Below are 20,233 nucleotides of genomic sequence, written 5' to 3'. Positions count from 1 at the left end.
AGGGCTTTTACTAATTTTGGGATGCTTCAGCATTCAATAGCATGGTCTCGAAATACAGGGAAGGGGACGTTTCGTTCCATTCCTGTGAAGCAGGGTCTGCTGTTCGTTCGTCGATATAGCCATATGCCAGCTGTGTGCGCGGGTCATCGGTGATCGGCAGTTTCACCAGAGGGCCTTCCGGTGTCAGCCAGTTGAGCTGCTGATAGCGATTGTCGAGGGCAAACTCGATCCAGTCTTCTTCCGCTTCCTTGCTTTCAAAGAAAGGTTCATCCGCAATCATCACCCAGGTGTGGAGGTAATGTTTTGGCGGTAACCAAAAACTTTTCTCCATAATACCTTCTTCAATGGTGAAGTTCGGGTTTTCTGTACGCAGTTCATGCGCCTGTCCATCATTGTCCTGTGGAATTATACGGGATACATACAAATTGCCCTGCAGGAAATGCTTGCCGCCAGCTGCGATTGTGCCAAACGGATTGCTGGTCGGGTCTTCTCCGAACACATCATCAGCCTCATTGGTTACCGGACGGGGATTCCAGGAATTAGTCTCTGCATTTTCGAGCTCTTTATGAATCAGAGTGATAGCGAATGGCAGCCAGCTGGAATTATGCAATTCATCAAAAAGGATGGTCACATCATTTTCCAATGTACGCTCGGTCATCGTATATGTGCCGACATCCAAACCGACAAATGTCATATCGCGGACGGTGGTGATATCCGTGTCCTGTTCCGTAATTTCCGGTTCGCCAAGCGTGATGAAAGTCGGCTTCTTGATGGTGAGTGTAACGCCATCTTCATCATATATCGTTTCTTCGTTCGTCAGGAACATGACCGCAGTGAAGATGATCATGGCCATAAAAAATACAACGAATAGTAAAATCATCAGTTTTCTGAACAAAATTTCCACCTCTTATTTCGTTTGAACGCATTGCTTCGATTATATCACGCCAATGAACCCAGCGCGGCAGACAGTTTTGAGCAATAGATGAACGTTGAATGGATGGAGAATGAATAAAGGAACATAAAAATCAGTGGAAAGTTATTTCCACTGATTTTTATAGGTTTGGCAATTTAATTGCTTACAGCACTTTCTCCAGGAATTCACGTGCACGTTCCGTTTTCGGACTGGCAAAGAAGGCTGCAGGCGAACCTTCTTCGACGAGGCTGCCGTGGTCCAGAAAAATGACGCGGTCAGCGACTTCACGGGCAAAGCCCATTTCATGGGTGACGACAACCATCGTCATACCGGATTTCGCAAGGTCCTTCATGACATCGAGCACTTCTTTGACCATTTCGGGATCGAGAGCGGAAGTCGGTTCGTCGAACAACAGCAGCTCCGGCTCCATCGCCAGTGCGCGGGCAATTGCGACACGCTGTTTCTGGCCGCCTGACAAGCTGGATGGATAGGCAGCTGCTTTATCGGATAAACCGACTTTAGCGAGCAGGAGACGAGCTTTGTCATTTGCTTCAGCCCGTTTCAGCCCTTTTACTTTAATCGGGGCGTATGTCAGATTCTCAAGCACCGTCAAATGAGGAAACAGATGGAAATGCTGGAACACCATACCGATCTGCTGCCGGCTTTTATGGATGTCCGCTCCTTTGGCAGTCAAATCGGTTTCATTGATCAGGACGGTTCCGGAAGTCGGTTTCTCCAATAGATTCAGACAGCGCAGGAAAGTCGACTTGCCCGATCCCGAGGGACCGATGACTGAAACGACTTCGCCTTGTTTGATTGTTACGGATATATCATTCAGCACCAGATTTGAGCCGAATTTCTTATAGAGGTTCTGTACTTTAATCACTTAACTTCAGCCTCCGTTCAATCATTCTTCCGATGACAGTGAGAACCATGACCATGCACCAGTAAATAAACCCGACAAATAATAATGGCTCGAAATTCCGGAACAGATCGGAACCTACAACCTGCGCACGGCGCATCAGATCTAGATAGCCGATAGTGGACACGATTGCGGATTCTTTAGTCAGGGTAATGAATTCATTCATAAGGGCAGGCAGTATATTTTTCAAAGCCTGCGGTAAGATGATGTCTTTCATCATTGCGCGGTATGGGATGCCAAGAGCCTGTGCAGCTTCCATCTGCCCTTTGTCGACTGCCTGTATGCCGGCACGGATGATTTCGGAAATATAGGCGGATGAGTTCAAGCCGAAAGCAAGGACGGCGGACGTAAATGCATTGATATCATAGCCAGTCAATTGAGGAACAGAATAGTAGATAATCATCAATTGCAGGATCAGCGGAGTTCCTCGGAAAATTGATGTATAGGCGTCAGCAAACCAGCGGAGAGGCTTTACTGTGCCGATTTTGAATAAGGCAAGCAACGTACCCAGAATGGAACCCACTATAATGGAGACGATGACAAATTGGATTGTTGTCCAGATCCCTTTCAGCATGAAGGGTATGTATGGGACTAGTTGAGAGAAATCGAGGTTCATGGGAGTCAGCTCTTTTCCAGGTTCAGATTTTTAAAAGGAAGGATCAGGGGAAAATTTTCCCCTGATCCGGATGTTTTCTATTTTTCTTCGCTTAACCATTTGTCCTGCAGTTCTTTCAAAAAGCCGCTTTCTTCCGCTTTTGCCAAGACTTCATTGACATCGTCCACAAGCTCGCTGCCTTTCGGGAAGGCTGCAGCCATGCCAGGTGAGCTTGTTGTAGGATCGTCAAAAGCTTCCAAATCCTGTTGTTCCAGGTAACCGAGTGCGACTTCCTTGTCCATGTATGCGGCTTCGATGCGACCGGAGAGCAGTTCTTGGATCAAAGCACCTGAATCATCCAAAGCTTTCAGTTCGAAATTGACGTTTTCTTCTTCAAGGATTTTGTTCGCGCCTTCTTCCTGGATAGTGCCAAGCTGTACGCCGACTGTCAGCCCTTCGAGATCATCGAGGCTTTTGACATCAGAACCCGCTGGTACAACGAACATTTCCCCGGAATGATTATACTCTGTGGAGAAATCCACATTTTCACGACGTGAATCCGTTGCGGACATTCCGGCAATAACGATATCCACACGGTCGTTTTGCAAGGCACCAATCAGGCCGTCGAATTTCATATCCGTAATTTTAAGTTCGTAGCCCAGTTCATCTGCTATGTAATGTGCCAAGTCAATATCAAAACCGACGAACTCCCCTTCAGCATTGATGGATTCAAATGGAGGGAATTCAGCTGATGTCCCCATTTCCAGCACTTTCTTCTCTTCTGTATCTGCAGAAGTATCGTCGCCACATGCGCCAAGCAGTAAAGCCGCTGATGTCAATAAACCGATGAACAATGATTTCTTTTTCATAATTGATTCCTCCAATGAATTAATTTTTATTCGTTAATATGTATAATAAGGGGTAAAATATGCAATGTAAAGAGTAAATATTCTATTTAGTGAATAATTATGTATTTAGATTATTCTGCATTTTAAAGTGGTTTGCTGTATGATTAATAATAAGAGGGGAGGCTGGGCAATGAAAAAGTTGCTGTTGACGGGCTTTGAACCGTTTCTGGATTTCTCAGTAAATCCAACGATGAAAGTAGTGGAAGAATTGGACAATGCTGTTGTTGGCGAGTACCAGGTAATTGGCAGGATACTGCCTGTTGACTTTGCGAAAGCAGGAGGTCAGCTGATAGACCTGATTGAGGAAATCGAACCGGACGCAGTAGTTTCCTTAGGGCTGGCAGCCGGCCGATTCAAGATGACGCCAGAACGGATCGGCATCAATCTCAAGGATGGACCGGTTGATAATGAAGGTAATCAGCCAGTCGATGAACCCGTACAATTGGATGGAGCGGCGGGATACTTGTCGACGTTGCCCATCCGAAATATGGTCAACCGCATGATTGAAGAGGGATTGCCATCGGATATATCAAATACAGCAGGTGCATATTTATGCAATAACGTTATGTACGAAGCATTGCATTACTTGGCCATACATAAGAAGGACGTCCCATCCGGTTTTATTCATATGCCCGCTTCACATGAACTGGCAATCGAACATGGCAATGTGCCAAGCTGGCCGCATCGTGATCTGGTAAAAGGGGTGAGGATTTGTTTGGAGGTTTTGGCGGCGGAAGAGGCGTCTGAGTCCAGTTCTGAAAATGCAGTTACCCAGTGATCAATCAAATGAAGGAGGAGCCTTGTGGAGAAAGTTAAAATTCATCCCTTGACCCAATTTGCGTTGATCATCAGTTCCATAACGATGGGGTTGTTTGCTTATCAGAATTTCAGCGCAGACAATACTGCTTATGGCATCGTATTTATCGTTCTGGCAATCTTGCTGTTAACCATGGTGGTTTACGGATTTGTGCGGAACCGAAAAGTCGGTGAGCAGCAGGGTCAGCAAAACTGATGAAAAAAGCAGACAGTATCACAGGTGGGTTGCCTGGATACTGTCTGCTTTTTATTATTGGATGATTTCCCAGTCACGCTTCTCTGCCACGTTACGCAGGCGTAGTTCTGGATGGACGGCAACCGGATTGCCGACAAGTTCGAGCACCGGCAGGTCAGAAAAGCTGTCTCCGTATGCAAAGCTGTTTGACCAATCAATCTGCTGGCCATTCAATGCTTCCTGGATCTTTTCCGTTTTTAATGAACCTTGGATGTGCGTTACAGGCGTCCGGTGATCCAGGATGCCGTTCTTATAATGAATTTCTGTTCCGATGATTTTTTCAATCGGCAATTTTTCCGTGACCGCATGAAGCAGCGGCATGAAGGCGCCGGATACGAGCATCACGTACACATTGTCGGCAACATGCTGGCGCAGCCGTTCAACAACCCGGCTGTTCATATCATCGTGCATCTTATCCGCGATTTCCGCGAAAAACTGTTCCAGTTCCGTCCGGCTGAATGTCTCGAGTGCCATCAGATACGCCTGCACGGAGCGCGCACGCATTTTCGCTTCCGGATAGATTTTTAGTTTGTGGCCAAGATAAGGAGGCATAATTGCGCGGTAAAATCGGCGATAGCGCAAACTGTGTTCCGGATGGTTTTTCAGATGTGCCATCATCAATTGGAAAGTTTCTTTCGAATACAGGGTTCCGTCAAAATCAAATATTGCTACTCGCACTCTCATCACTCCGGTTTCATTGAGTCTATATTCTCCATCATAACGGAAACCCAGTTCGTCTTCCAGTTCCCGGAAGATGTTTATTAAAATTCAGGGGCAGGGTATAGGACAGTAAAGCAGTATTAAAGAGACAGGAGGAAAAAGCATGCAAAAGCAGCAGATCACAGTGGGGTATATAGAATTGACAGAAGATGAATCAGAAAGTCTTTTTGAAAAGGTGCAAAAAGATAAAGGTATTGAAGGATACGCGGAACTGCAGGGATTAATGGACGATTTCGACTCGCGTGTCATCGAGCCGAGTGAGGAACCTCTGCAAGATATGCTCGGTGAAGAAGCTCCTGCCGAGGAAAGTGACAAAGGCACCCGCTACATCGAAGTCTTCAACAAACTCGAAGAGGATTCGCGTTACCGCATCAAAGCATCCAAACAGCATTAATAGTTTAAAAGCCGGGCAGATGATGCCTGGCTTTTTTTGTGGATGAATAAATGAGCATCCGCTGGCGGTTTGGAGTAAAGGTAAATTTAGATTTGATGGACGCAGCGCAAACAAATCAGAATCTGCGCAAATAAATCATCTTAAAAGATGTTGCCAGCACAAAAGAGAGGCAAGAACTTATAGAAGAGCCCTATTACTATAGACGAGAACAAATGCTAAACTTGAAATAACTAAAAATTGAAAAAAGAGGTGTCTGACATGGTCGTATTAAAAGGGCAAGCGCTGTCGGGTGAACGCAACTTCTACAGTAAAGACGAGACATTGAAAAAAATATTAGTTGATGTATTGCCAGCTGATTTCCTGGAATATGCAGACCGGGAGTTATCTTCATTCGGCAGGCTTGCCGCCAATGAAATCGACGAGCGTGCACGTCACACTGACCGGGAAGGCGGGCCGAAATTGGAAAAATACGACCGGCTCGGTGAAGATATCTCGCATGTGTGGGTCAATGAAGGATATAAAAAGACAGTCTCAGAAACATACGCAACGGGCATTGTCGGCTACGTGCATAAGGAAATCCCGGAAATAGGGCGCAAAGGGAATTATGTATACAGCTTCGCGCAAGGCTATCTGCTGTCACAGTCGGAACCCGGATTTTATTGTCCGGTGACGTTGACAATGGCGACGGCTTACTTACTGGACCACTTTGCGGATGAAGAAGTGAAGGCACGATTTTTGCCGCATGTCTGTGCCACAGAAGATGTGGAATTATTCGAAGGCGCCACTTTTCTGACAGAGCGGCAAGGCGGATCGGATGTCGGCGCAAACGAAGTGAAGGCAGTGGAGTCAGAGTCGGGATACCATTTATACGGTGAGAAGTATTTTGCATCAAATGCCGGCATGGCAGGTGTGGCTATGGTGCTTGCGAGAATAGAAGGCGCGCCGGAAGGTTCAAGGGGCCTGACTTTATTCGCGGTGCCGTGGCGTGTCGATGGTAAATTGAACGGCATTAAGATCCGGCGCTTGAAAGACAAACTGGGTGTGCGGGCAGTGCCATCGGGCGAAGTTGAATTCGACGGGGCGGAAGCGTTTGTTGTCGGGGATCCGGCGCAGGGGCTGAAGTACATGATGGAAGCTCTGAACTTGTCGCGGATTTGCAATGGGGTGGCGTCCATCGGCATCATGAAACGCGCGCTGGATGAAGCAGCGGAATATGCAGGTCGCCGCACTGCCTTTGGCCGCAAGCTGACGGATTTTCCGATGGTGCAGGACAGTTTGATGAAGCTGCGCGCCAAACAGGAATTTGAAACTGCCGCGATTTTTGACTTAATCACGCTTTATGACCGGATAACATCCGGTGAAGCTTCGTCTGAGGAGCAGGTATTAAACCGGCTGCTGATTGCAATTCTGAAAAAAGAGTCGGCCGAGCAGGCCATCCATTTCTCGCACGAGGCGATTGAGATGCACGGCGGCAACGGTTATATCGAGGATTTCGTGACGCCACGTCTGCTGCGTAATGCCCAGGTGCTGACAGTGTGGGAAGGGACAGCAAATATCCTTGGCCTTGAATTGATCCGTCTCGTCAATAAATTCAGTGCGCATGAAGTGTTTGGGCGGCATTTGATGGGACGTTTGAATAAGCTGGCGGCGACTGCTGATGTAGAAGTGGTGCGGTGTAAGCTGAAGGAATTGCAGGGTGAATTAACTACTTTTGCCGGTTTTGAAGCTGACTTGCAGACGTTTGAAGCGAAAATCTTGATGCAGAAAATGGCGCAGCTGTTTGAAAATGTGGTCGCGCTGGAATGGGCGGAGAAGCATGGCGGCGTTTATGTACCGCTTGCTGAAATTTTCACGGAAATGACGTGGAATACGCGTGAATTGGGCGCTGAAATGAAAACTGTGAAGTATTTTGGATATGTGATGGGTGGATAAATGGAGACCGGCCGCAGATTGGTGATCTGCGGCCGGTTTTTAATGTTGTTTTGAAGAGGTAATTCCCAGTTATTTGGATATACTGTCCGGAACCACTCAAATACTGTCTGTTAGAGACCAAATACTGTCCATTGTAAGTCAGTTACTGTCCAATAGAAGCCAAATACTGTCCAATACGTTTTGGGCAAGAAATATAGGAGGTAATTTCCCGCAAAGTTTACTAATTTGATTGAAAATAAACGAAATCACCTCCCATAGTAAAATTGAAAATCCAGTATTTGGCGATACTTTCCAATATGGCATAAATACTTTCCAAATTGGCTCAGATACTTTCCAATTGACGCTAAATACTTTCCAAAAAGGGTTAAATACTTTCTAATTGATTTTCTAGAATTAATTTGCATAATGCTGGAAATAGTATTGTCATCCCTTTCCCAGATATTTGGATATACTGTCCGCAAATCAAAAATACTGTCCTGAGAAGAAAAATGCTGTCCGGAACCAATTTCTCCCATAAAAAAGCGGTCCGCACTCAGCGGACCGCTTCACCGTACATATTCTATTCTTCGCCATGCCCCATGCAGCGTTCGCATTCGTAGACGATCGACTCACGCTGCTCCTGGATTTCTGCTCCACATTCGCGGCATTCTTTCTTAGTGCGTGTTCCGTAAGTTGTCTGCAAGTTTTTCATAATGATCTCCTCCAATAAATTAGTTTAGTTTGTCATACCCTGGCAGTGTCAGAAACTCAGCAAAATCACTTTCCAATGTCAGTTTTGCAAATAATTCTCGGGCAGCGGCATAGTTACCGGAAACATAAACTTCTTCACCGACGGCTTTTTTAATCTTATCGGTTTCTTCATCAAGAAAATCATGGAACAGGCTGACGTTAATCTTACGGCCGTCTTCAAGGATTCCTTTTGGATGGCGGATCCACTGCCATACCTGGGAGCGGGAAATTTCAGCGGTCGCTGCGTCTTCCATCAGGTTATTGATGGGAGCGGCGCCGTTGCCGGATAGCCAGGATGCGATGTACTGGATGCCGACAGAGATGTTGGAGCGCAAGCCTTCTTCGGTAATGGTGCCGTGAGGGACTTCAACGAGCTCCTCAGCGGTGACGTTTACGTCGTCAGGCTGTCTGTCGATCTGGTTCGCATTCGGCATATGTTCGTTGAATTGTTCCATCGCCACTGCGACCATTCCTGGATGGGCGACCCATGTGCCATCGTGGCCGTCCGTCACTTCGCGGCGTTTGTCTTCTGCAACTTTCGCAAAAGCAGCGCTGTTGGCAGCGTCATCACCTTTGACTGGGATCTGGGCAGCCATTCCGCCCATTGCCGGTGCACCTCTGCGGTGACAAGTTTTGATGCACAATAAAGTATAGGCTCTCATAAACGGTACAGTCATCGTCACCTGGGAGCGGTCCGGGAAAATATAATCCGGATTACCCCGCATCCGCTTGATGACGGAGAAGATATAATCCCAGCGGCCGCAGTTAAGGCCAGCGGAATGGTCATGCAGTTCATACAGGATTTCATCCATTTCAAAAGCCGCGAGAATCGTTTCGATCAGCACCGTTGCGCGGATGGAACCGTGCGGAATGCCGAGTTCCTGCTGGGCGAAAACGAAAACATCATTCCACAACCTCGCTTCGAGATGGCTTTCAAGTTTCGGCAAATAGAAGTAAGGGCCGGAACCGCGGGCAATCAACTCTTTCGCGTTATGGAAGAAATATAACCCGAAATCGACGAGGCTGCCGGAAGCGGCGCGGCCGCCAATTTCAATATTCTTCTCCGGCAAATGCCAGCCGCGGGGCCGCACCATCAATACGGCCGTTTCTTCATTCAATGCATATTTTTTACCCGTTTCAGGAATTTCGAAATCGATTTGGCGGCGAACTGCATCGTATAGATTCACCTGGCCATCGATTACATTAAACCAATTCGGCGCAGTGGCATCTTCCAGATCCGCCATGAACATCTTCGCTCCGGAATTCAAAGCGTTGATGAGCATCTTGCGGTTGGTCGGACCTGTGATTTCAACGCGTCGGTCTTTCATATCATCCGGCAGGGCAGCGACCGTCCAGTCACCGTCCCGGATGTGTTTGGTTTCCGGCAGAAAATCGAGTTTTTTGCCGGAGTTCAATTCTTTCTGGCGCACTTGGCGCCGGTCCAGCAATTCGCGCCGGCGCTGGTCGAAATTTTTATGAAGCTTTTCGACAAATTCAAGGGCTTCCGGCGTCAGGATCTTTTCCATGTCCGGCGTAATGTCGGCAGTGATTTTGATATCCGATTTGGTAATCAAACTACATCACCCTTTCACCGCTTGGAATTGAGCTGTTTCTGTAGATCCTTTCATTGCGGTAGTAGAGCTTGTGCCGCCGGAAATGATCTGTGATACTTCATCGAAATAGCCTGTACCGACTTCGCGCTGGTGACGTGTAGCCGTATAGCCTTTTTCTTCGCTGGCGAATTCAGCCTGCTGCAATTTCGAGTATGCGGCCATGCCGTTGTCCTTATAATCATGCGCAAGTTCGAACATGCTGTGGTTGAGTGCATGGAAGCCTGCCAATGTAACGAATTGGAATTTGTAGCCCATCTTGCCAAGTTCAACTTGGTACTTCGCGATTGTTTCTTCATCCAATTTCGCTTTCCAGTTAAATGAAGGAGAACAGTTGTAAGCAAGAAGCTTACCAGGATATTCAGCATGGATGGCATCTGCGAATTGCTGTGCTTCTTCAAGGTTCGGGTGCGAAGTTTCACACCACACTAAATCTGCATACGGTGCATAAGCGAGTCCGCGGGCAATCGCCTGGTCGATGCCAGGGTTCGTGCGGTAGAAGCCTTCCGGTGTGCGTTCGCCGGTGATGAAACGGTGGTCAGCAGGATCGATGTCGCTTGTGATCAAGTCTGCTGCATCCGCATCTGTTCTGGCGATCAGCAATGTCGGAACCCCAAGTACATCAGCTGCAAGTCTTGCTGAAATCAGATTGCGCACTGCGTTTTGTGTCGGTTGCAATACTTTGCCGCCGAGATGGCCACATTTTTTCTCTGAAGCCAATTGATCTTCGAAATGGACGCCGGCTGCACCAGCTTCGATCATCGCTTTCATTAATTCGAAAACATTCAGCGGTCCGCCGAATCCAGCTTCCGCATCAGCGACGATTGGTGCGAACCAGTCGATGCCTTCTGTGCCTTCGACATTATCGACCTGATCGGCGCGCTGCAATGCCTGGTTGATTTTCTTAACGACGTTAGGCACGGAATCGACCGGATATAAACTTTGATCCGGGTACATCTGACCTGCTGAGTTTGCATCTGCGGCCACTTGCCAGCCGCTCAGGTAAATCGCCTGAAGGCCTGCTTTAACCTGCTGTACTGCCTGGTTCCCGGTCAACGCTCCAAGCGCGTTAACAAAATCCATTTCGTGGATGGAACGGAAAAGACGATCGGCACCGCGTCTTGCGAGTGTATATTCAATTTGAACAGAGCCGCGAAGTTTCACTACATCTTCTGCCGAATAAGGGCGGGTAATGCCGTTCCATCTGCTATCCTGTTCCCAGTATTTCTTCAATTCTTCAATTTGCTGCTTGCTTACCATCAAATCATTCCCTTCGAATAAAAATTTTTATTTAACTGTATTAATACAGTTTGTGTTGATGTATATTAATATATAACAGATAATTCTGATTGTCCTGAAATTTGGATGAACAGTTTTATTGGAGGATAAAATGGTGTATTAGCAGACAAACGACTGGAAAGGGGCCGAAGGGATGGAAAAAGGATTAGTGGAACAGATCAGCCAAATCATGGGAGACTGGCTTCCGGAAGCCGCGTCAATCGCTGTAGCAGTAGGGGATTCGTATGTATATTTCAAAGCGGGGGAGCTCGATCTGCGGATACATGCAGGAGATCCGGTGCCTGCCGGAAGTGTGGCGGAACTGACGTTCAAAAAAAGAGGGAAGGTTGAAAAACTGGTGGAAAACTCGCCATTGGGTTTTCCTTATTACGGTATCGGTTATCCGGTGGAGTACGCGGGACAGGCAGGAGTATTGGTGGTTATCCTGCCGCCTAACAATGTATTGGCGAGAAAGCCGCAGCTTCGTTTTTTGACCGGCAAGCTCGAAGACAATTGGCGGCCAGTGCCGATTGAGCGTGTGACACATATCGAAAGCAGCCAGAAAAAGACCTGGTTCTATTCCGAAGAAGAAGCCTACAGTACAATCCATACATTGAAAGAACTCAGATATCAATTGCCGGATTATTTTCTGCCGGTCCATCGTTCCTTTATTGTGAACATTAATTATATAGAAGAAATCGCTCGCGACGTTTCTTCGAACTACGTTCTCACAATGAAAGACGGCTCGCTGCTGCCGGTCAGCCAAAATTATGCTGGATCAATCCGGGAACGCCTCGGCTTTTAAAACTGTATCAATTGATTAATATCCTGACAGCCGGGTAAAGTCCTATAAAAAGCTTTGGAGTGATTAATTGATGGAAAAAGCGAATTTCATTCATTTTGAAGATGATGGCATGATACCGAACAACGACTCATTGGGTGTGGCAATTTATCCCGGGGCATTTGAAAACAATCCGGAAAAGATTGAAGAGACGTTTAATAAGAATGGCTGGACGAACAGCTGGACAAATGGAGTATTTGATTACCACCATTACCACAGCAACACACACGAAGCACTTGGTGTGCGCTCCGGCTCGGCTGTTTTAATGCTTGGCGGCGAAGACGGACAAGAAATTGAAGTCAAAACAGGCGATGTTGCAGTTTTGCCTGCAGGCACAGGACATAAGAAACTGTCCGCCAGCGACGATTTCCAGATAGTCGGCGCATATCCGGGCGGTGTCAGCCCGAACAAGAAAGTCGGGAATCTGGATGAACGACCGTACGTACTGGAAGATATCCAGAATACACCTTTACCGCAGAAAGACCCGGTCTATGGCAATGAAGGGCCTCTGCTCGACAACTGGAAATAAAATATCCCCTGCTCACAATATCTGTGAGCAGGGGATATTTCTTTAGTTTTAAGACTGTCGGGATGTAGTGTTTTCCTGTCCAGACTCCAGTGCCTAGCTAGCTCTTCGGGTCATAAGCCAGCCCAGCTGCGTGGTCAGGACCACTTCGCTGCTCTGACTAAACCCTTATTGCTCCTGCATCGCTGGGCTAGCTTCGTCGCAAAGAGATGACCCAAATTACATTTGGTTCATCTCTTGCCTTTCTGAGCTAACCGGGCGCTTGCGCTTTTCAGTTGTCCAGACTCCGGCGACCCAGCTCTTCGAGTCATAAGCCAACCCAGCTGCCGTGGCAACGGACGCCACTCTGCTGGTCTGTCTTATGCTTTTCAGAGCTAAACGGGTGCCGTCGCTTATCTTTTATAACTGAATCGAAATATATTTTGTCTCCAGGAATGCTTCCAAACCTTCCTGTCCGCCTTCACGTCCGATGCCGCTTTCTTTCATGCCGCCAAATGGTGCCTGGGCCGCGGATGGCAATCCATCATTCCAGCCAACGATGCCATAATCGAGATTTTCAGCGATATAGGTTCCACGCGTCATGCTGTCGGTGAAGAAATAGGCAGCCAATCCGAAACGGGTGTCATTGGCCAATTTAACAGCTTCTTCATCTGTTTTGAATGTCATGATCGGTGCAACGGGACCGAATGTTTCCTCATTCATGACCAGCATATCGGAATTCGCGTTCAGCAACACTGTCGGATTATAGAAATAGGAATCGTTTTCTGCTTTGCCGTCGCCGCCGACAAGCACTTTGGCACCTCTGTCGACTGCATCTTTGACGTGTTCCGCCACTTTTTCGTAACCATCCTTATCGACAAGCGGACCGATTTGCACGCCTTCATCCAGACCGTTGCCGACTTTCAAGTCCGAAGCGGCTTCCTGCAGCTTGCGCGAAAACTCTTCGACAATACTTTCCTGGACATAGATCCGGTTTCCGCAGACACAAGTCTGTCCGGCATTGCGGAACTTGGATGCCACTACGCCTTTAACAGCTTCTTCAATATTTGCATCATCCAAGACAATAATCGGTGCATGCCCGCCCAGTTCAAGAGACAGGTTCAGCATCGTTTCTGAACTTTGTTTCATCAGCTCTTTTCCGATTTCAGTAGAGCCGGTGAATGTCAGCTTGCGGACTGACGGATGGCTGGTAAATACTTTACCGATTTTGCTGGCGCTACCCGTCACCATATTGATGACGCCTTTCGGGAAACCTGCTTCTTCAGCCAATTCATAGATTCGCACGGCTGTCAGCGGGGTTAACTTCGCGGGTTTGGCGACAAATGTGCATCCGGCTGCGAGCGCAGGTGCCATTTTTCGGGCCATCATTGCAGCAGGGAAATTCCACGGAGTTATAGATACCACTACGCCGACCGGCTGCTTGATCACTTGGATGCGTTTGCCGTCCTTGCTGGCGGGAACTGTCCGGCCATAAACGCGCTTGCCTTCTTCGGCAAACCAGGAAATGAATGCAGCGGAATATTCAATTTCACCGATCGACTCAGCAAGTGGCTTGCCCATTTCCTTTGTCATGATTTCTGCAACTTCCTGTTTGTTTTCCATAAGCAGGTCATGCCATTTCATCAGCAATTCTGACCGGTGATAAGCGGTCGTCTTCGACCATTCGGGGAATGCAGCAGCGGCTGCTTCAATGGCTTGGGTGGCTTCGTCTTCACCGCCGTTTGGGACTGTTCCCACCTGTTCGCCTGTTGCAGGGTTCAGTACGTTTATGACACCATCGCCGGCAGTTGACCATTCACCGTTAATATAATGTTTTCCTTCCATTCCTATAACCTCCTCGGATATTTTTCTACTCCAATCTTATACCCTGTTAGCAGAAATTTTAATTGCAAAGGAATAAAAAAGGGAAAGGAGTTACCTCAATTTTTCCTTTTTTCCGCTGAAATGTCTATTTGAAAAGAGAAAGGGTATAAGTAGTAAAGAATGGGAAAATACAAGTTTGTAAGCAGGAGGTTGAGATTGATGAAAGTCAGCGAAAACCATAAAGCAGTGTCTGGACCATTTACAGAACGCAGGATTGAAGAGATATGCCATGACTGTTTTTCGTCAGAATCCGAACGCATAGCAGAAACAGGAGAAAAATTTGTCAGTTACTTTGTGGTTAATGCATCTTCAGACGGTGTATTATTTAAAACAATTAAAGAGATTACGCATGATATAAATATTCCTCATCAATCTTTATCGAAAGTTTTGAAGGTCCTGGAAGATAAAAAAGTTATTTACCGCCGCAATGGAATCATTGGATTATGGAAAGAATGAGATATTAAATACTTATTTAAATGATTTTTTTTTAATATTTTAATATAAATATGGATGACTATTGTTACTTTATGTTACAGAACCTTATCTATTCAATCTTGCAGAGATTATTAAAGTGATTATGCGAAGCTTTATCCTTTATGGGGTAGGGCTTTTTTACATGGTGTTTTTTAATCGATAAAAGGAGGGTATTAATGCCTAAAAATGTAATATACGTAATATTTGTAATTATTGTAGGAGACTTTATGCTCATAATTCGATAAGTTTATTTCATTTTTATTAATTAAATAGTAGAAGTACTTAGGATTATGTGATATAAAGGTACTATAATAATCTGAATTTTTAGATATAAAAGAGCATAAAACTATTTCTTTTTAATAAGGAGGAAATTTTATGGCGGAAAAAGTCATGGTTTTTAATATGCTGAAGAGTCTAAAGAATCATATAAAGTTGATCATAGGAGTTGCAATTCTTTCCACAGGTACTATCTGGGCGTTGCTCACTTTTATATTTGCACCGAATTACCAAGCTACAAGCCAACTTTACATAGAGCAGCCAACTGCGGGGCTTCCTGAAGCAGGCCAGATAGAAAAGTCGGCTGATCCGCAGGTTGTAGAGGCTTATAGTGCAATGATCAAGAGCAGTGAAGTTTTGTCGGCGGCTATCGAGGAAACTGGAATTTCACTGACACCGGCGGAGTTGTTTGAAAAAGTGACAGTTTCAAATGTACCTTCCTCTCATGTCCTGAATATCACTGTAGAGGATAAGAGCAGGAAAGTTGCTGGCGAAATAACAAATTCACTGGCAAACCTGGCAGTTTCTGAGGGTTGGAAACTTATGAATGTTGATAACCTTGAAATCATTGCCAAAGCTTCCGTAGAAGAGGTACCGCCTGTACTGGAAGAAAATGGACTTTACGTTTTGTTGGTCGGTGGGATTTTCGGCACTATCGTGGGTATCCTGGTAGCGTTCATAGCAGAATTATTTAATATGCTAATCCGGACCGGTGTCCTCGAACGGAGAAGAAAAAGATCGAGTTTCCAGACAGTGTTTAAGTAATTTAGTTTTGAATGGGGGAACTTAAATGTATGAGCTGGTCTCTGCCAGCCAAACAAACCGCTGGCAGCAAATTTTAGAACTTTTTAATATCACGGATATCTATTATTCATGTGAATATTTCCATAGTGCCCTTAAATTGGATCCAGGTGAAGCGACCCTTTTTTACTTTGTGGATGATACCGGAGAAGGGGAGGTTGCCTATCCCTTCATTAAACGCCAAATTAATGAAGAAGAGTTCTCTTTTTATGATATAACAACTCCATTCGGATACGGAGGCCCTGTGCTGAAAGTTGATGGGGATGGCTATAGACTGGCCGCTAATTTTCTTGCTGGCTTCTCGAATTATTGCCAGGCTGAAAAAATTGTTGCGGAATTTATCCGTTTTCATCCTCTGGTGAACAATGCGGAATTCTTCAAAGACGAGCTGGAGCTCATTCCTGTTTGCAACACCTATACAGTTCCATTACAAGATTTTTCACCTCAAAATGTTTTCGGGGATAGAGAAGCTGTTTCTGAATATGCCGTAAAGAAACTGGGGACTGTTAAGCATATGTTCGATTTTTTGGTTCTGTATTATTCCACCATAAGGCTGAATGAGGAAAAAGACAGCTATTACTTTTTCACTAATGATTATTTTGAATCCCTGGTCAGTGCTCTTGGGCCGAACCTTCAGCTCTTTGGTGCTTATAAAGGCAATAAGCTTCTGGCAGCATATTATGTGCTCACAACAAAAGGCGGGATTATATACAATCACTTGAGCGGAAAAGCGGAAGGCGCGGAAGTTCCGGGAGCAGAAGAAGCGCTTTTAGAAAAAATAGCGGTGTGGGGAGCTGAAAATAATTATTTTCAATACCACTTGGCGGGCAAGCAAATTGGAGTTTCCGGACAGGCGGAAACAACCGGGAAACCGTCATATGCAACAGCTGCCTCTACTTATTACATTGCTCGATTGGTCCATGATCAGGAAGTATACAAAGCATTTCACCCATTAGAAGAAACAGAACTGATAAAACGATACGGCAATGTCTAAATCGATGTTCATGTGAATGTGAATAAATGATTGAAACGATTATCAGGGAGGGATCTATTTGAGGTATCTTCAATATAAAGGGGTAGTGGAACGGGAATATAAAATGTCATTAAAAAAAATCATGCATCAATTATGTGTAACGGAAAATTTAAATGCAGTAAACGGTGCAAAAAAATTAGGGATTGCCAAGGAGATATTCGTCTATTGGAGACGTTATTTCCGTTTAGAGGAAAGACAATTGCTTTTTGACCAGACCATTAATGACTTAAAGGAGTCGCAATCGCCTTTCACTGACGAGGCTGGCAAAGAGAATACCAAACCAAATATTGCAATGCCTCCTTCAAATACTATAGATGAGTTGGAGGATGTAGTGGATGCATTAATCGGGTATTATAAACATATCCATTACACAAGCGGAGGTTTATCACTCCAAACAGCCAAACTGCCTTTATATGAATTCAGCAAAACAGTGATTGTCGATTATAAGAATGGCGAACTTGCCAAAGAACTGCAGAAAGAAAGCTGAAGTAATGGAAATAGTCTAAAGAGGAAAGAAACTTTATGGAGGCTTTTACAAGTAAGGCGATACAAGTAATTCAAAATATACCTTCAGGCAAAGTAATGACCTATGGACAAATTGCTTCGCACGCCGGCAGTCCAAGAGGCGCGAGACAAGTGGCTCGTCTGCTTCACAGTATGAGTGCAAAATACGATCTGCCATGGCACCGTGTGATAAATGCAGCAGGTGAAATTTCGATTCAGGATGAAAATCAGCGCAAAATCCAGGCAGATCTTCTGCGGGCAGAAGGCGTAGAAATAAAAGCAGCGAGAGTCGATTTAAATCATTACCGTTTTAATCCCGAAAAAGATGCAGATTAAATACACGATGCAATTCTGCTGCAGCATTCGAAAACTGGCCGTTTTGACAAATGTTTTAGCTAAAGGTAATCAAGGGTATAGAAAGCAGAGTATATTTCGTTAGAAGTACTTCTCATATAAAATGATTCGCAAGAAGTGACTCTGCTGACAGGAAAGAGGTACCCATTTATGACAAACAGAAAAAAACCTGTGATAGGCATTACCGCACGCGTAGAAAAAGACCAGACATACACACTTGACCCAGTATACGGAAAGGCAATTCTTCAATCAGGAGGACTTCCGTTGATCGTTCCAATTGTTGATAAAGAAGATATACCATTATTATGTGAACGGCTCGATGGCCTGATTGTCACAGGGGGCGGGGATATTAACCCGACTCTATACGGCGAAGAACCGCATCCAAGCCTTGGAGCTGTATATCCAGGCAGTGATGAATATGAAAAAGAACTTATTATCGAATTTTTAAAATTGGATAAACCCTTCATGGGAATGTGCCGCGGACTGCAAATGCTGAATGTATCTCTTGGAGGTACTAACTATCAGGATTTGGAAGCTGAATATGAAGGTACATTATATCAGCATCTTCAACTGGCTATGCGTACTCACCGTACTCATTCAGTTGAGTTGGAAGAAGACAGCCGCCTGTATGACATCATGGGTGAAAAGAAATTCCATGTTAACTCATTCCATCACCAGGGAGTGCGCGATGTCTCTGACAAATTGAGAGTGTCTGCCCGTGCGGCGGATGGACTGGTCGAAGCGTTGGAAAGTGTTAACCATCAGTTCGTACTTGGCATCCAATGGCACCCTGAAGAGTTTGCGCTGCAGAATGATCAGGCTTCGATCAATATTTTCGATAGATTTGTTGAGGGATGTCTGGTAGATAAATATCAAAACCAATAATTAAATGAAAGCAAAATAAAAAAGCTGCTCAGTTAAGCAGCTTTTTTATTTTGTTATGCATTGTCGGACACGTTGCTCCAAGGCTGAGGAACTTTATCAGCCACATCGAATTTGAGACTCCAAGGCTGAGGAACTTTATCAGCCACATCGAATTTGATGTTCTCAGGCTGAGAGACTTTATCGGTTACTTGAGAAGAATACACTCCAGTACCAACTAATAGAAATGCAGCTAAAAATGCTGTAAAGGAATATGTAACAACTTTTTTCATGATTCTTTCCACTCCTCTTTGATAGTTAATAAATTTCTAAAAGATTGATTGGATTTTTTAAAAGCAGTTGTCGCTTTTAAAAAATCGCTTTGTTTAATGTAAGTATTTCCTAATAAGGTTAAATAAAAACCTAGTTCAAAATTTTTATTGTGTGATTCTAGAATAGGAACAAGATTTTCTAAAAGTTCTTCTTCAAATTTCTTGATTTCATTATTCAAAAAGTAAGAAAGACACATAAACTCAATGTAAATTTCTTTGAAAGTCTCATTAGAAGGACTAGAAAGACTTAAATTCTTCTCATTAATAGCGGCGTGTCCCTTTTCAAGTATATCTTTTGCGTCATCCCACTTATTTAATTCAATATAGCACTTTATCATGAGACAGTAGCCTAGAAGGATGTCAGATGTATATTCATAAGGTTTATACTGCATCGCTTTTTGTAAGTGCTCCAAAGCTAGTTCGAAATTTTGAAATTGGAAATAGAAGTGTCCATAATTATATTCAGTATCAAATTTTAATGGTTCATTATCTAATTTATTACTAATAGTAAGAGCGTGTTTAAAGTGCTCTTTAGCCTTCCTAAAGTTTCCGATTCTTCTTTCGTTAATCGCAAGATTTAAATGACATTCAACAATTCGTTTGGGAACAAACTCTTGTTGGTATATCCTTAATGCCATTTCTGAATATTTATTAGCCAGTGATATTTCCCAACATTGAGTAGATGAGATACCAATAGAGTAATATAAATCTGCAAATTCTGAAGGAGTTAATGTAGTGGGAGAAATTTTTTCGGCTAGTAAATATGTTTTCAAAGCTAAATTAAATTCATTCAAAATGTAATGATAGTTCCCAATATATTTATGATACAGATAGAACTGTTCCTGATTCATAAATTCTTTAAACCGCTCAATGTCTTTTAATTTTTCTTCTGCACTATCCAAATCTCCGGTTACAATAAAAAATCTAATTTGCTGTATGCAATATTCTAATTCAGTTTCTTCGTCACTATGCAATAAAGGATGGTCATGGATATCTGCATACTGTTCCATAACCTTTGCTTTATTTTGTGGATGCAGTAGAAGAGTTTTTAAATTTTTTACTAACACCTTGCCAACTGGATTGTCTTTAGGTGCCAGTGGAATCGCTAATTTCTTACATAATGCTTCAAGTTCTTTAAGGCCGGGTTCTTTTAAACCGGACTCAATTTTTTTCAGCTCTTTTGGGAGAAGGATCCCAGAAGCAAGATCTTCTAAGCTTATTCTTTTTTTCATTCTGTGATACTTGAGCCGCATTCCAGTGTCCATTGATTCTCTCCTTTCCGTTTGCATGGGCAGAACTTCAATCATCCATGTAGG

Annotated in this window: 24 protein-coding genes; 12 read left to right on the top strand and 12 right to left on the bottom strand. The window is 44.6% G+C overall.

Annotation, left to right across the window (positions count from 1 at the left end; all coding sequences use genetic code 11):
* Positions 1 to 10: 10 nt before the first annotated feature.
* The 4 genes from DP120_RS08095 to DP120_RS08080 form a co-directional block, all read right to left on the bottom strand.
* A complete protein-coding gene (locus DP120_RS08095; protein WP_165843740.1) occupies positions 11 to 895 on the bottom strand; it encodes a hypothetical protein in 885 nt (294 codons plus the stop codon).
* Between the two features lie 181 nt (positions 896 to 1,076).
* Complete coding sequence (locus tag DP120_RS08090; protein ID WP_112223126.1) at positions 1,077 to 1,799, bottom strand: amino acid ABC transporter ATP-binding protein; 723 nt, start codon at positions 1,797 to 1,799, stop codon at positions 1,077 to 1,079.
* The gene (locus DP120_RS08085; RefSeq protein WP_112223125.1) at positions 1,792 to 2,451 is read right to left on the bottom strand and encodes an amino acid ABC transporter permease; all 660 of its coding nucleotides are present in this window, start codon (positions 2,449 to 2,451) and stop codon (positions 1,792 to 1,794) included. Before DP120_RS08085 ends, DP120_RS08090 begins: the two co-directional genes overlap by 8 nt.
* Before the next feature lie 77 nt (positions 2,452 to 2,528).
* Complete coding sequence (locus DP120_RS08080) at positions 2,529 to 3,299, bottom strand: transporter substrate-binding domain-containing protein (RefSeq protein WP_112223124.1); 771 nt, start codon at positions 3,297 to 3,299, stop codon at positions 2,529 to 2,531.
* A gap of 169 nt (positions 3,300 to 3,468) precedes the next feature.
* Here DP120_RS08080 and pcp point away from each other — a divergent pair, with 169 nt between their 5' ends.
* Together pcp and DP120_RS08070 are read left to right on the top strand one after the other, a co-directional pair.
* Positions 3,469 to 4,116, top strand: coding sequence for a pyroglutamyl-peptidase I (gene pcp / locus DP120_RS08075; protein ID WP_112223123.1), 648 nt, complete (start codon positions 3,469 to 3,471; stop codon positions 4,114 to 4,116).
* A 24-nt stretch (positions 4,117 to 4,140) separates the two neighbouring features.
* Positions 4,141 to 4,350 (top strand): hypothetical protein, encoded by a 210-nt coding sequence (locus DP120_RS08070; protein WP_112223122.1) that lies wholly within the window; start codon positions 4,141 to 4,143, stop codon positions 4,348 to 4,350.
* Between the two features lie 54 nt (positions 4,351 to 4,404).
* Here DP120_RS08070 and DP120_RS08065 read toward each other — a convergent pair whose 3' ends face one another.
* The gene (locus DP120_RS08065; RefSeq protein WP_338066466.1) at positions 4,405 to 5,073 is read right to left on the bottom strand and encodes an HAD family hydrolase; all 669 of its coding nucleotides are present in this window, start codon (positions 5,071 to 5,073) and stop codon (positions 4,405 to 4,407) included.
* A 139-nt stretch (positions 5,074 to 5,212) separates the two neighbouring features.
* Between DP120_RS08065 and DP120_RS08060 the strand changes: the two genes are divergently transcribed.
* The gene (locus tag DP120_RS08060) at positions 5,213 to 5,503 is read left to right on the top strand and encodes a hypothetical protein (RefSeq protein WP_112223120.1); all 291 of its coding nucleotides are present in this window, start codon (positions 5,213 to 5,215) and stop codon (positions 5,501 to 5,503) included.
* Positions 5,504 to 5,761: 258 nt separating this feature from the next.
* A complete protein-coding gene (locus DP120_RS08055; RefSeq protein WP_112223119.1) occupies positions 5,762 to 7,435 on the top strand; it encodes an acyl-CoA dehydrogenase family protein in 1,674 nt (557 codons plus the stop codon).
* Positions 7,436 to 7,680: 245 nt separating this feature from the next.
* Here the strand turns inward: DP120_RS08055 and DP120_RS18395 are convergent, their stop codons facing one another.
* From DP120_RS18395 to aceA, 4 genes are read right to left on the bottom strand one after another with little or no spacing between them, the layout of a single operon-like run.
* Complete coding sequence (locus tag DP120_RS18395; protein ID WP_165843739.1) at positions 7,681 to 7,950, bottom strand: hypothetical protein; 270 nt, start codon at positions 7,948 to 7,950, stop codon at positions 7,681 to 7,683.
* Positions 7,951 to 7,994: 44 nt separating this feature from the next.
* The gene (gene yhfH, locus DP120_RS08050) at positions 7,995 to 8,126 is read right to left on the bottom strand and encodes a protein YhfH (RefSeq protein WP_112223118.1); all 132 of its coding nucleotides are present in this window, start codon (positions 8,124 to 8,126) and stop codon (positions 7,995 to 7,997) included.
* 19 nt (positions 8,127 to 8,145) lie between these two features.
* A complete protein-coding gene (gene aceB, locus DP120_RS08045; protein WP_112223117.1) occupies positions 8,146 to 9,738 on the bottom strand; it encodes a malate synthase A in 1,593 nt (530 codons plus the stop codon).
* A 6-nt stretch (positions 9,739 to 9,744) separates the two neighbouring features.
* Positions 9,745 to 11,034 carry an isocitrate lyase gene (gene aceA / locus DP120_RS08040; protein ID WP_420812428.1) on the bottom strand — a complete coding sequence of 430 codons (1,290 nt, stop codon included), beginning with the start codon at positions 11,032 to 11,034 and terminating at the stop codon, positions 9,745 to 9,747.
* Between the two features lie 172 nt (positions 11,035 to 11,206).
* On the opposite strand from aceA, the gene DP120_RS08035 reads away from it, so the two are divergent.
* Positions 11,207 to 11,857, top strand: coding sequence for a LytTR family DNA-binding domain-containing protein (locus DP120_RS08035; protein WP_112223115.1), 651 nt, complete (start codon positions 11,207 to 11,209; stop codon positions 11,855 to 11,857).
* A gap of 70 nt (positions 11,858 to 11,927) precedes the next feature.
* Positions 11,928 to 12,422, top strand: coding sequence for a cupin domain-containing protein (locus DP120_RS08030; protein ID WP_112223114.1), 495 nt, complete (start codon positions 11,928 to 11,930; stop codon positions 12,420 to 12,422).
* Positions 12,423 to 12,818: 396 nt separating this feature from the next.
* Here the strand turns inward: DP120_RS08030 and DP120_RS08025 are convergent, their stop codons facing one another.
* Positions 12,819 to 14,243 (bottom strand): NAD-dependent succinate-semialdehyde dehydrogenase, encoded by a 1,425-nt coding sequence (locus DP120_RS08025; RefSeq protein WP_112223113.1) that lies wholly within the window; start codon positions 14,241 to 14,243, stop codon positions 12,819 to 12,821.
* A gap of 198 nt (positions 14,244 to 14,441) precedes the next feature.
* Between DP120_RS08025 and DP120_RS08020 the strand changes: the two genes are divergently transcribed.
* The 6 genes from DP120_RS08020 to DP120_RS07995 all read left to right on the top strand — a co-directional run bounded on the left by DP120_RS08020 (position 14,442) and on the right by DP120_RS07995 (position 18,609).
* The gene (locus DP120_RS08020) at positions 14,442 to 14,738 is read left to right on the top strand and encodes a replication/maintenance protein RepL (RefSeq protein ID WP_112223112.1); all 297 of its coding nucleotides are present in this window, start codon (positions 14,442 to 14,444) and stop codon (positions 14,736 to 14,738) included.
* A 393-nt stretch (positions 14,739 to 15,131) separates the two neighbouring features.
* Positions 15,132 to 15,797 (top strand): YveK family protein, encoded by a 666-nt coding sequence (locus DP120_RS08015; protein ID WP_112223111.1) that lies wholly within the window; start codon positions 15,132 to 15,134, stop codon positions 15,795 to 15,797.
* A gap of 25 nt (positions 15,798 to 15,822) precedes the next feature.
* Positions 15,823 to 16,827: a GNAT family N-acetyltransferase gene (locus DP120_RS08010; protein WP_112223110.1), complete on the top strand. Its 1,005-nt coding sequence runs from the start codon at positions 15,823 to 15,825 to the stop codon at positions 16,825 to 16,827.
* Positions 16,828 to 16,885: 58 nt separating this feature from the next.
* Positions 16,886 to 17,353 carry a hypothetical protein gene (locus tag DP120_RS08005; RefSeq protein WP_112223109.1) on the top strand — a complete coding sequence of 156 codons (468 nt, stop codon included), beginning with the start codon at positions 16,886 to 16,888 and terminating at the stop codon, positions 17,351 to 17,353.
* Positions 17,354 to 17,388: 35 nt separating this feature from the next.
* Entirely contained in the window at positions 17,389 to 17,706 is a 318-nt protein-coding gene (locus tag DP120_RS08000) for an MGMT family protein (protein WP_112223108.1), read from the top strand.
* A gap of 168 nt (positions 17,707 to 17,874) precedes the next feature.
* Positions 17,875 to 18,609, top strand: a complete 735-nt coding sequence (locus DP120_RS07995; RefSeq protein WP_112223107.1) for a gamma-glutamyl-gamma-aminobutyrate hydrolase family protein — start codon at positions 17,875 to 17,877, stop codon at positions 18,607 to 18,609.
* Positions 18,610 to 18,662: 53 nt separating this feature from the next.
* Here the strand turns inward: DP120_RS07995 and DP120_RS07990 are convergent, their stop codons facing one another.
* A complete protein-coding gene (locus DP120_RS07990) occupies positions 18,663 to 18,878 on the bottom strand; it encodes a hypothetical protein (RefSeq protein ID WP_112223106.1) in 216 nt (71 codons plus the stop codon).
* Positions 18,875 to 20,224 carry a tetratricopeptide repeat protein gene (locus tag DP120_RS07985; protein ID WP_240611986.1) on the bottom strand — a complete coding sequence of 450 codons (1,350 nt, stop codon included), beginning with the start codon at positions 20,222 to 20,224 and terminating at the stop codon, positions 18,875 to 18,877. Before DP120_RS07985 ends, DP120_RS07990 begins: the two co-directional genes overlap by 4 nt.
* Positions 20,225 to 20,233 lie beyond the last annotated feature (9 nt).

The sequence above is a fragment of the Planococcus halotolerans genome, from assembly GCF_003289955.1.
GTDB lineage: Bacteria > Bacillota > Bacilli > Bacillales_A > Planococcaceae > Planococcus > Planococcus halotolerans.
This window is presented reverse-complemented; position numbering and strand designations above follow the sequence as displayed.

Excerpts from the sequence above, each read along its gene's own strand:
- DP120_RS08085 (WP_112223125.1), bottom strand. The coding sequence starts at position 2,451 with ATGAACCTCGATTTCTCTCAACTAGTCCCATACATACCCTTCATGCTG.
- DP120_RS08080 (WP_112223124.1), bottom strand. The coding sequence starts at position 3,299 with ATGAAAAAGAAATCATTGTTCATCGGTTTATTGACATCAGCGGCTTTA.
- pcp (WP_112223123.1), top strand. The coding sequence starts at position 3,469 with ATGAAAAAGTTGCTGTTGACGGGCTTTGAACCGTTTCTGGATTTCTCA.
- DP120_RS08065 (WP_338066466.1), bottom strand. The coding sequence starts at position 5,073 with ATGAGAGTGCGAGTAGCAATATTTGATTTTGACGGAACCCTGTATTCG.
- DP120_RS08060 (WP_112223120.1), top strand. The coding sequence starts at position 5,213 with ATGCAAAAGCAGCAGATCACAGTGGGGTATATAGAATTGACAGAAGAT.
- DP120_RS08055 (WP_112223119.1), top strand. The coding sequence starts at position 5,762 with ATGGTCGTATTAAAAGGGCAAGCGCTGTCGGGTGAACGCAACTTCTAC.
- DP120_RS18395 (WP_165843739.1), bottom strand. The coding sequence starts at position 7,950 with ATGGGAGAAATTGGTTCCGGACAGCATTTTTCTTCTCAGGACAGTATT.
- yhfH (WP_112223118.1), bottom strand. The coding sequence starts at position 8,126 with ATGAAAAACTTGCAGACAACTTACGGAACACGCACTAAGAAAGAATGC.
- aceA (WP_420812428.1), bottom strand. The coding sequence starts at position 11,034 with ATGGTAAGCAAGCAGCAAATTGAAGAATTGAAGAAATACTGGGAACAG.
- DP120_RS08035 (WP_112223115.1), top strand. The coding sequence starts at position 11,207 with ATGGAAAAAGGATTAGTGGAACAGATCAGCCAAATCATGGGAGACTGG.
- DP120_RS08030 (WP_112223114.1), top strand. The coding sequence starts at position 11,928 with ATGGAAAAAGCGAATTTCATTCATTTTGAAGATGATGGCATGATACCG.
- DP120_RS08025 (WP_112223113.1), bottom strand. The coding sequence starts at position 14,243 with ATGGAAGGAAAACATTATATTAACGGTGAATGGTCAACTGCCGGCGAT.
- DP120_RS08020 (WP_112223112.1), top strand. The coding sequence starts at position 14,442 with ATGAAAGTCAGCGAAAACCATAAAGCAGTGTCTGGACCATTTACAGAA.
- DP120_RS08015 (WP_112223111.1), top strand. The coding sequence starts at position 15,132 with ATGGCGGAAAAAGTCATGGTTTTTAATATGCTGAAGAGTCTAAAGAAT.
- DP120_RS08010 (WP_112223110.1), top strand. The coding sequence starts at position 15,823 with ATGTATGAGCTGGTCTCTGCCAGCCAAACAAACCGCTGGCAGCAAATT.
- DP120_RS08000 (WP_112223108.1), top strand. The coding sequence starts at position 17,389 with ATGGAGGCTTTTACAAGTAAGGCGATACAAGTAATTCAAAATATACCT.
- DP120_RS07995 (WP_112223107.1), top strand. The coding sequence starts at position 17,875 with ATGACAAACAGAAAAAAACCTGTGATAGGCATTACCGCACGCGTAGAA.
- DP120_RS07990 (WP_112223106.1), bottom strand. The coding sequence starts at position 18,878 with ATGAAAAAAGTTGTTACATATTCCTTTACAGCATTTTTAGCTGCATTT.
- DP120_RS07985 (WP_240611986.1), bottom strand. The coding sequence starts at position 20,224 with ATGATTGAAGTTCTGCCCATGCAAACGGAAAGGAGAGAATCAATGGAC.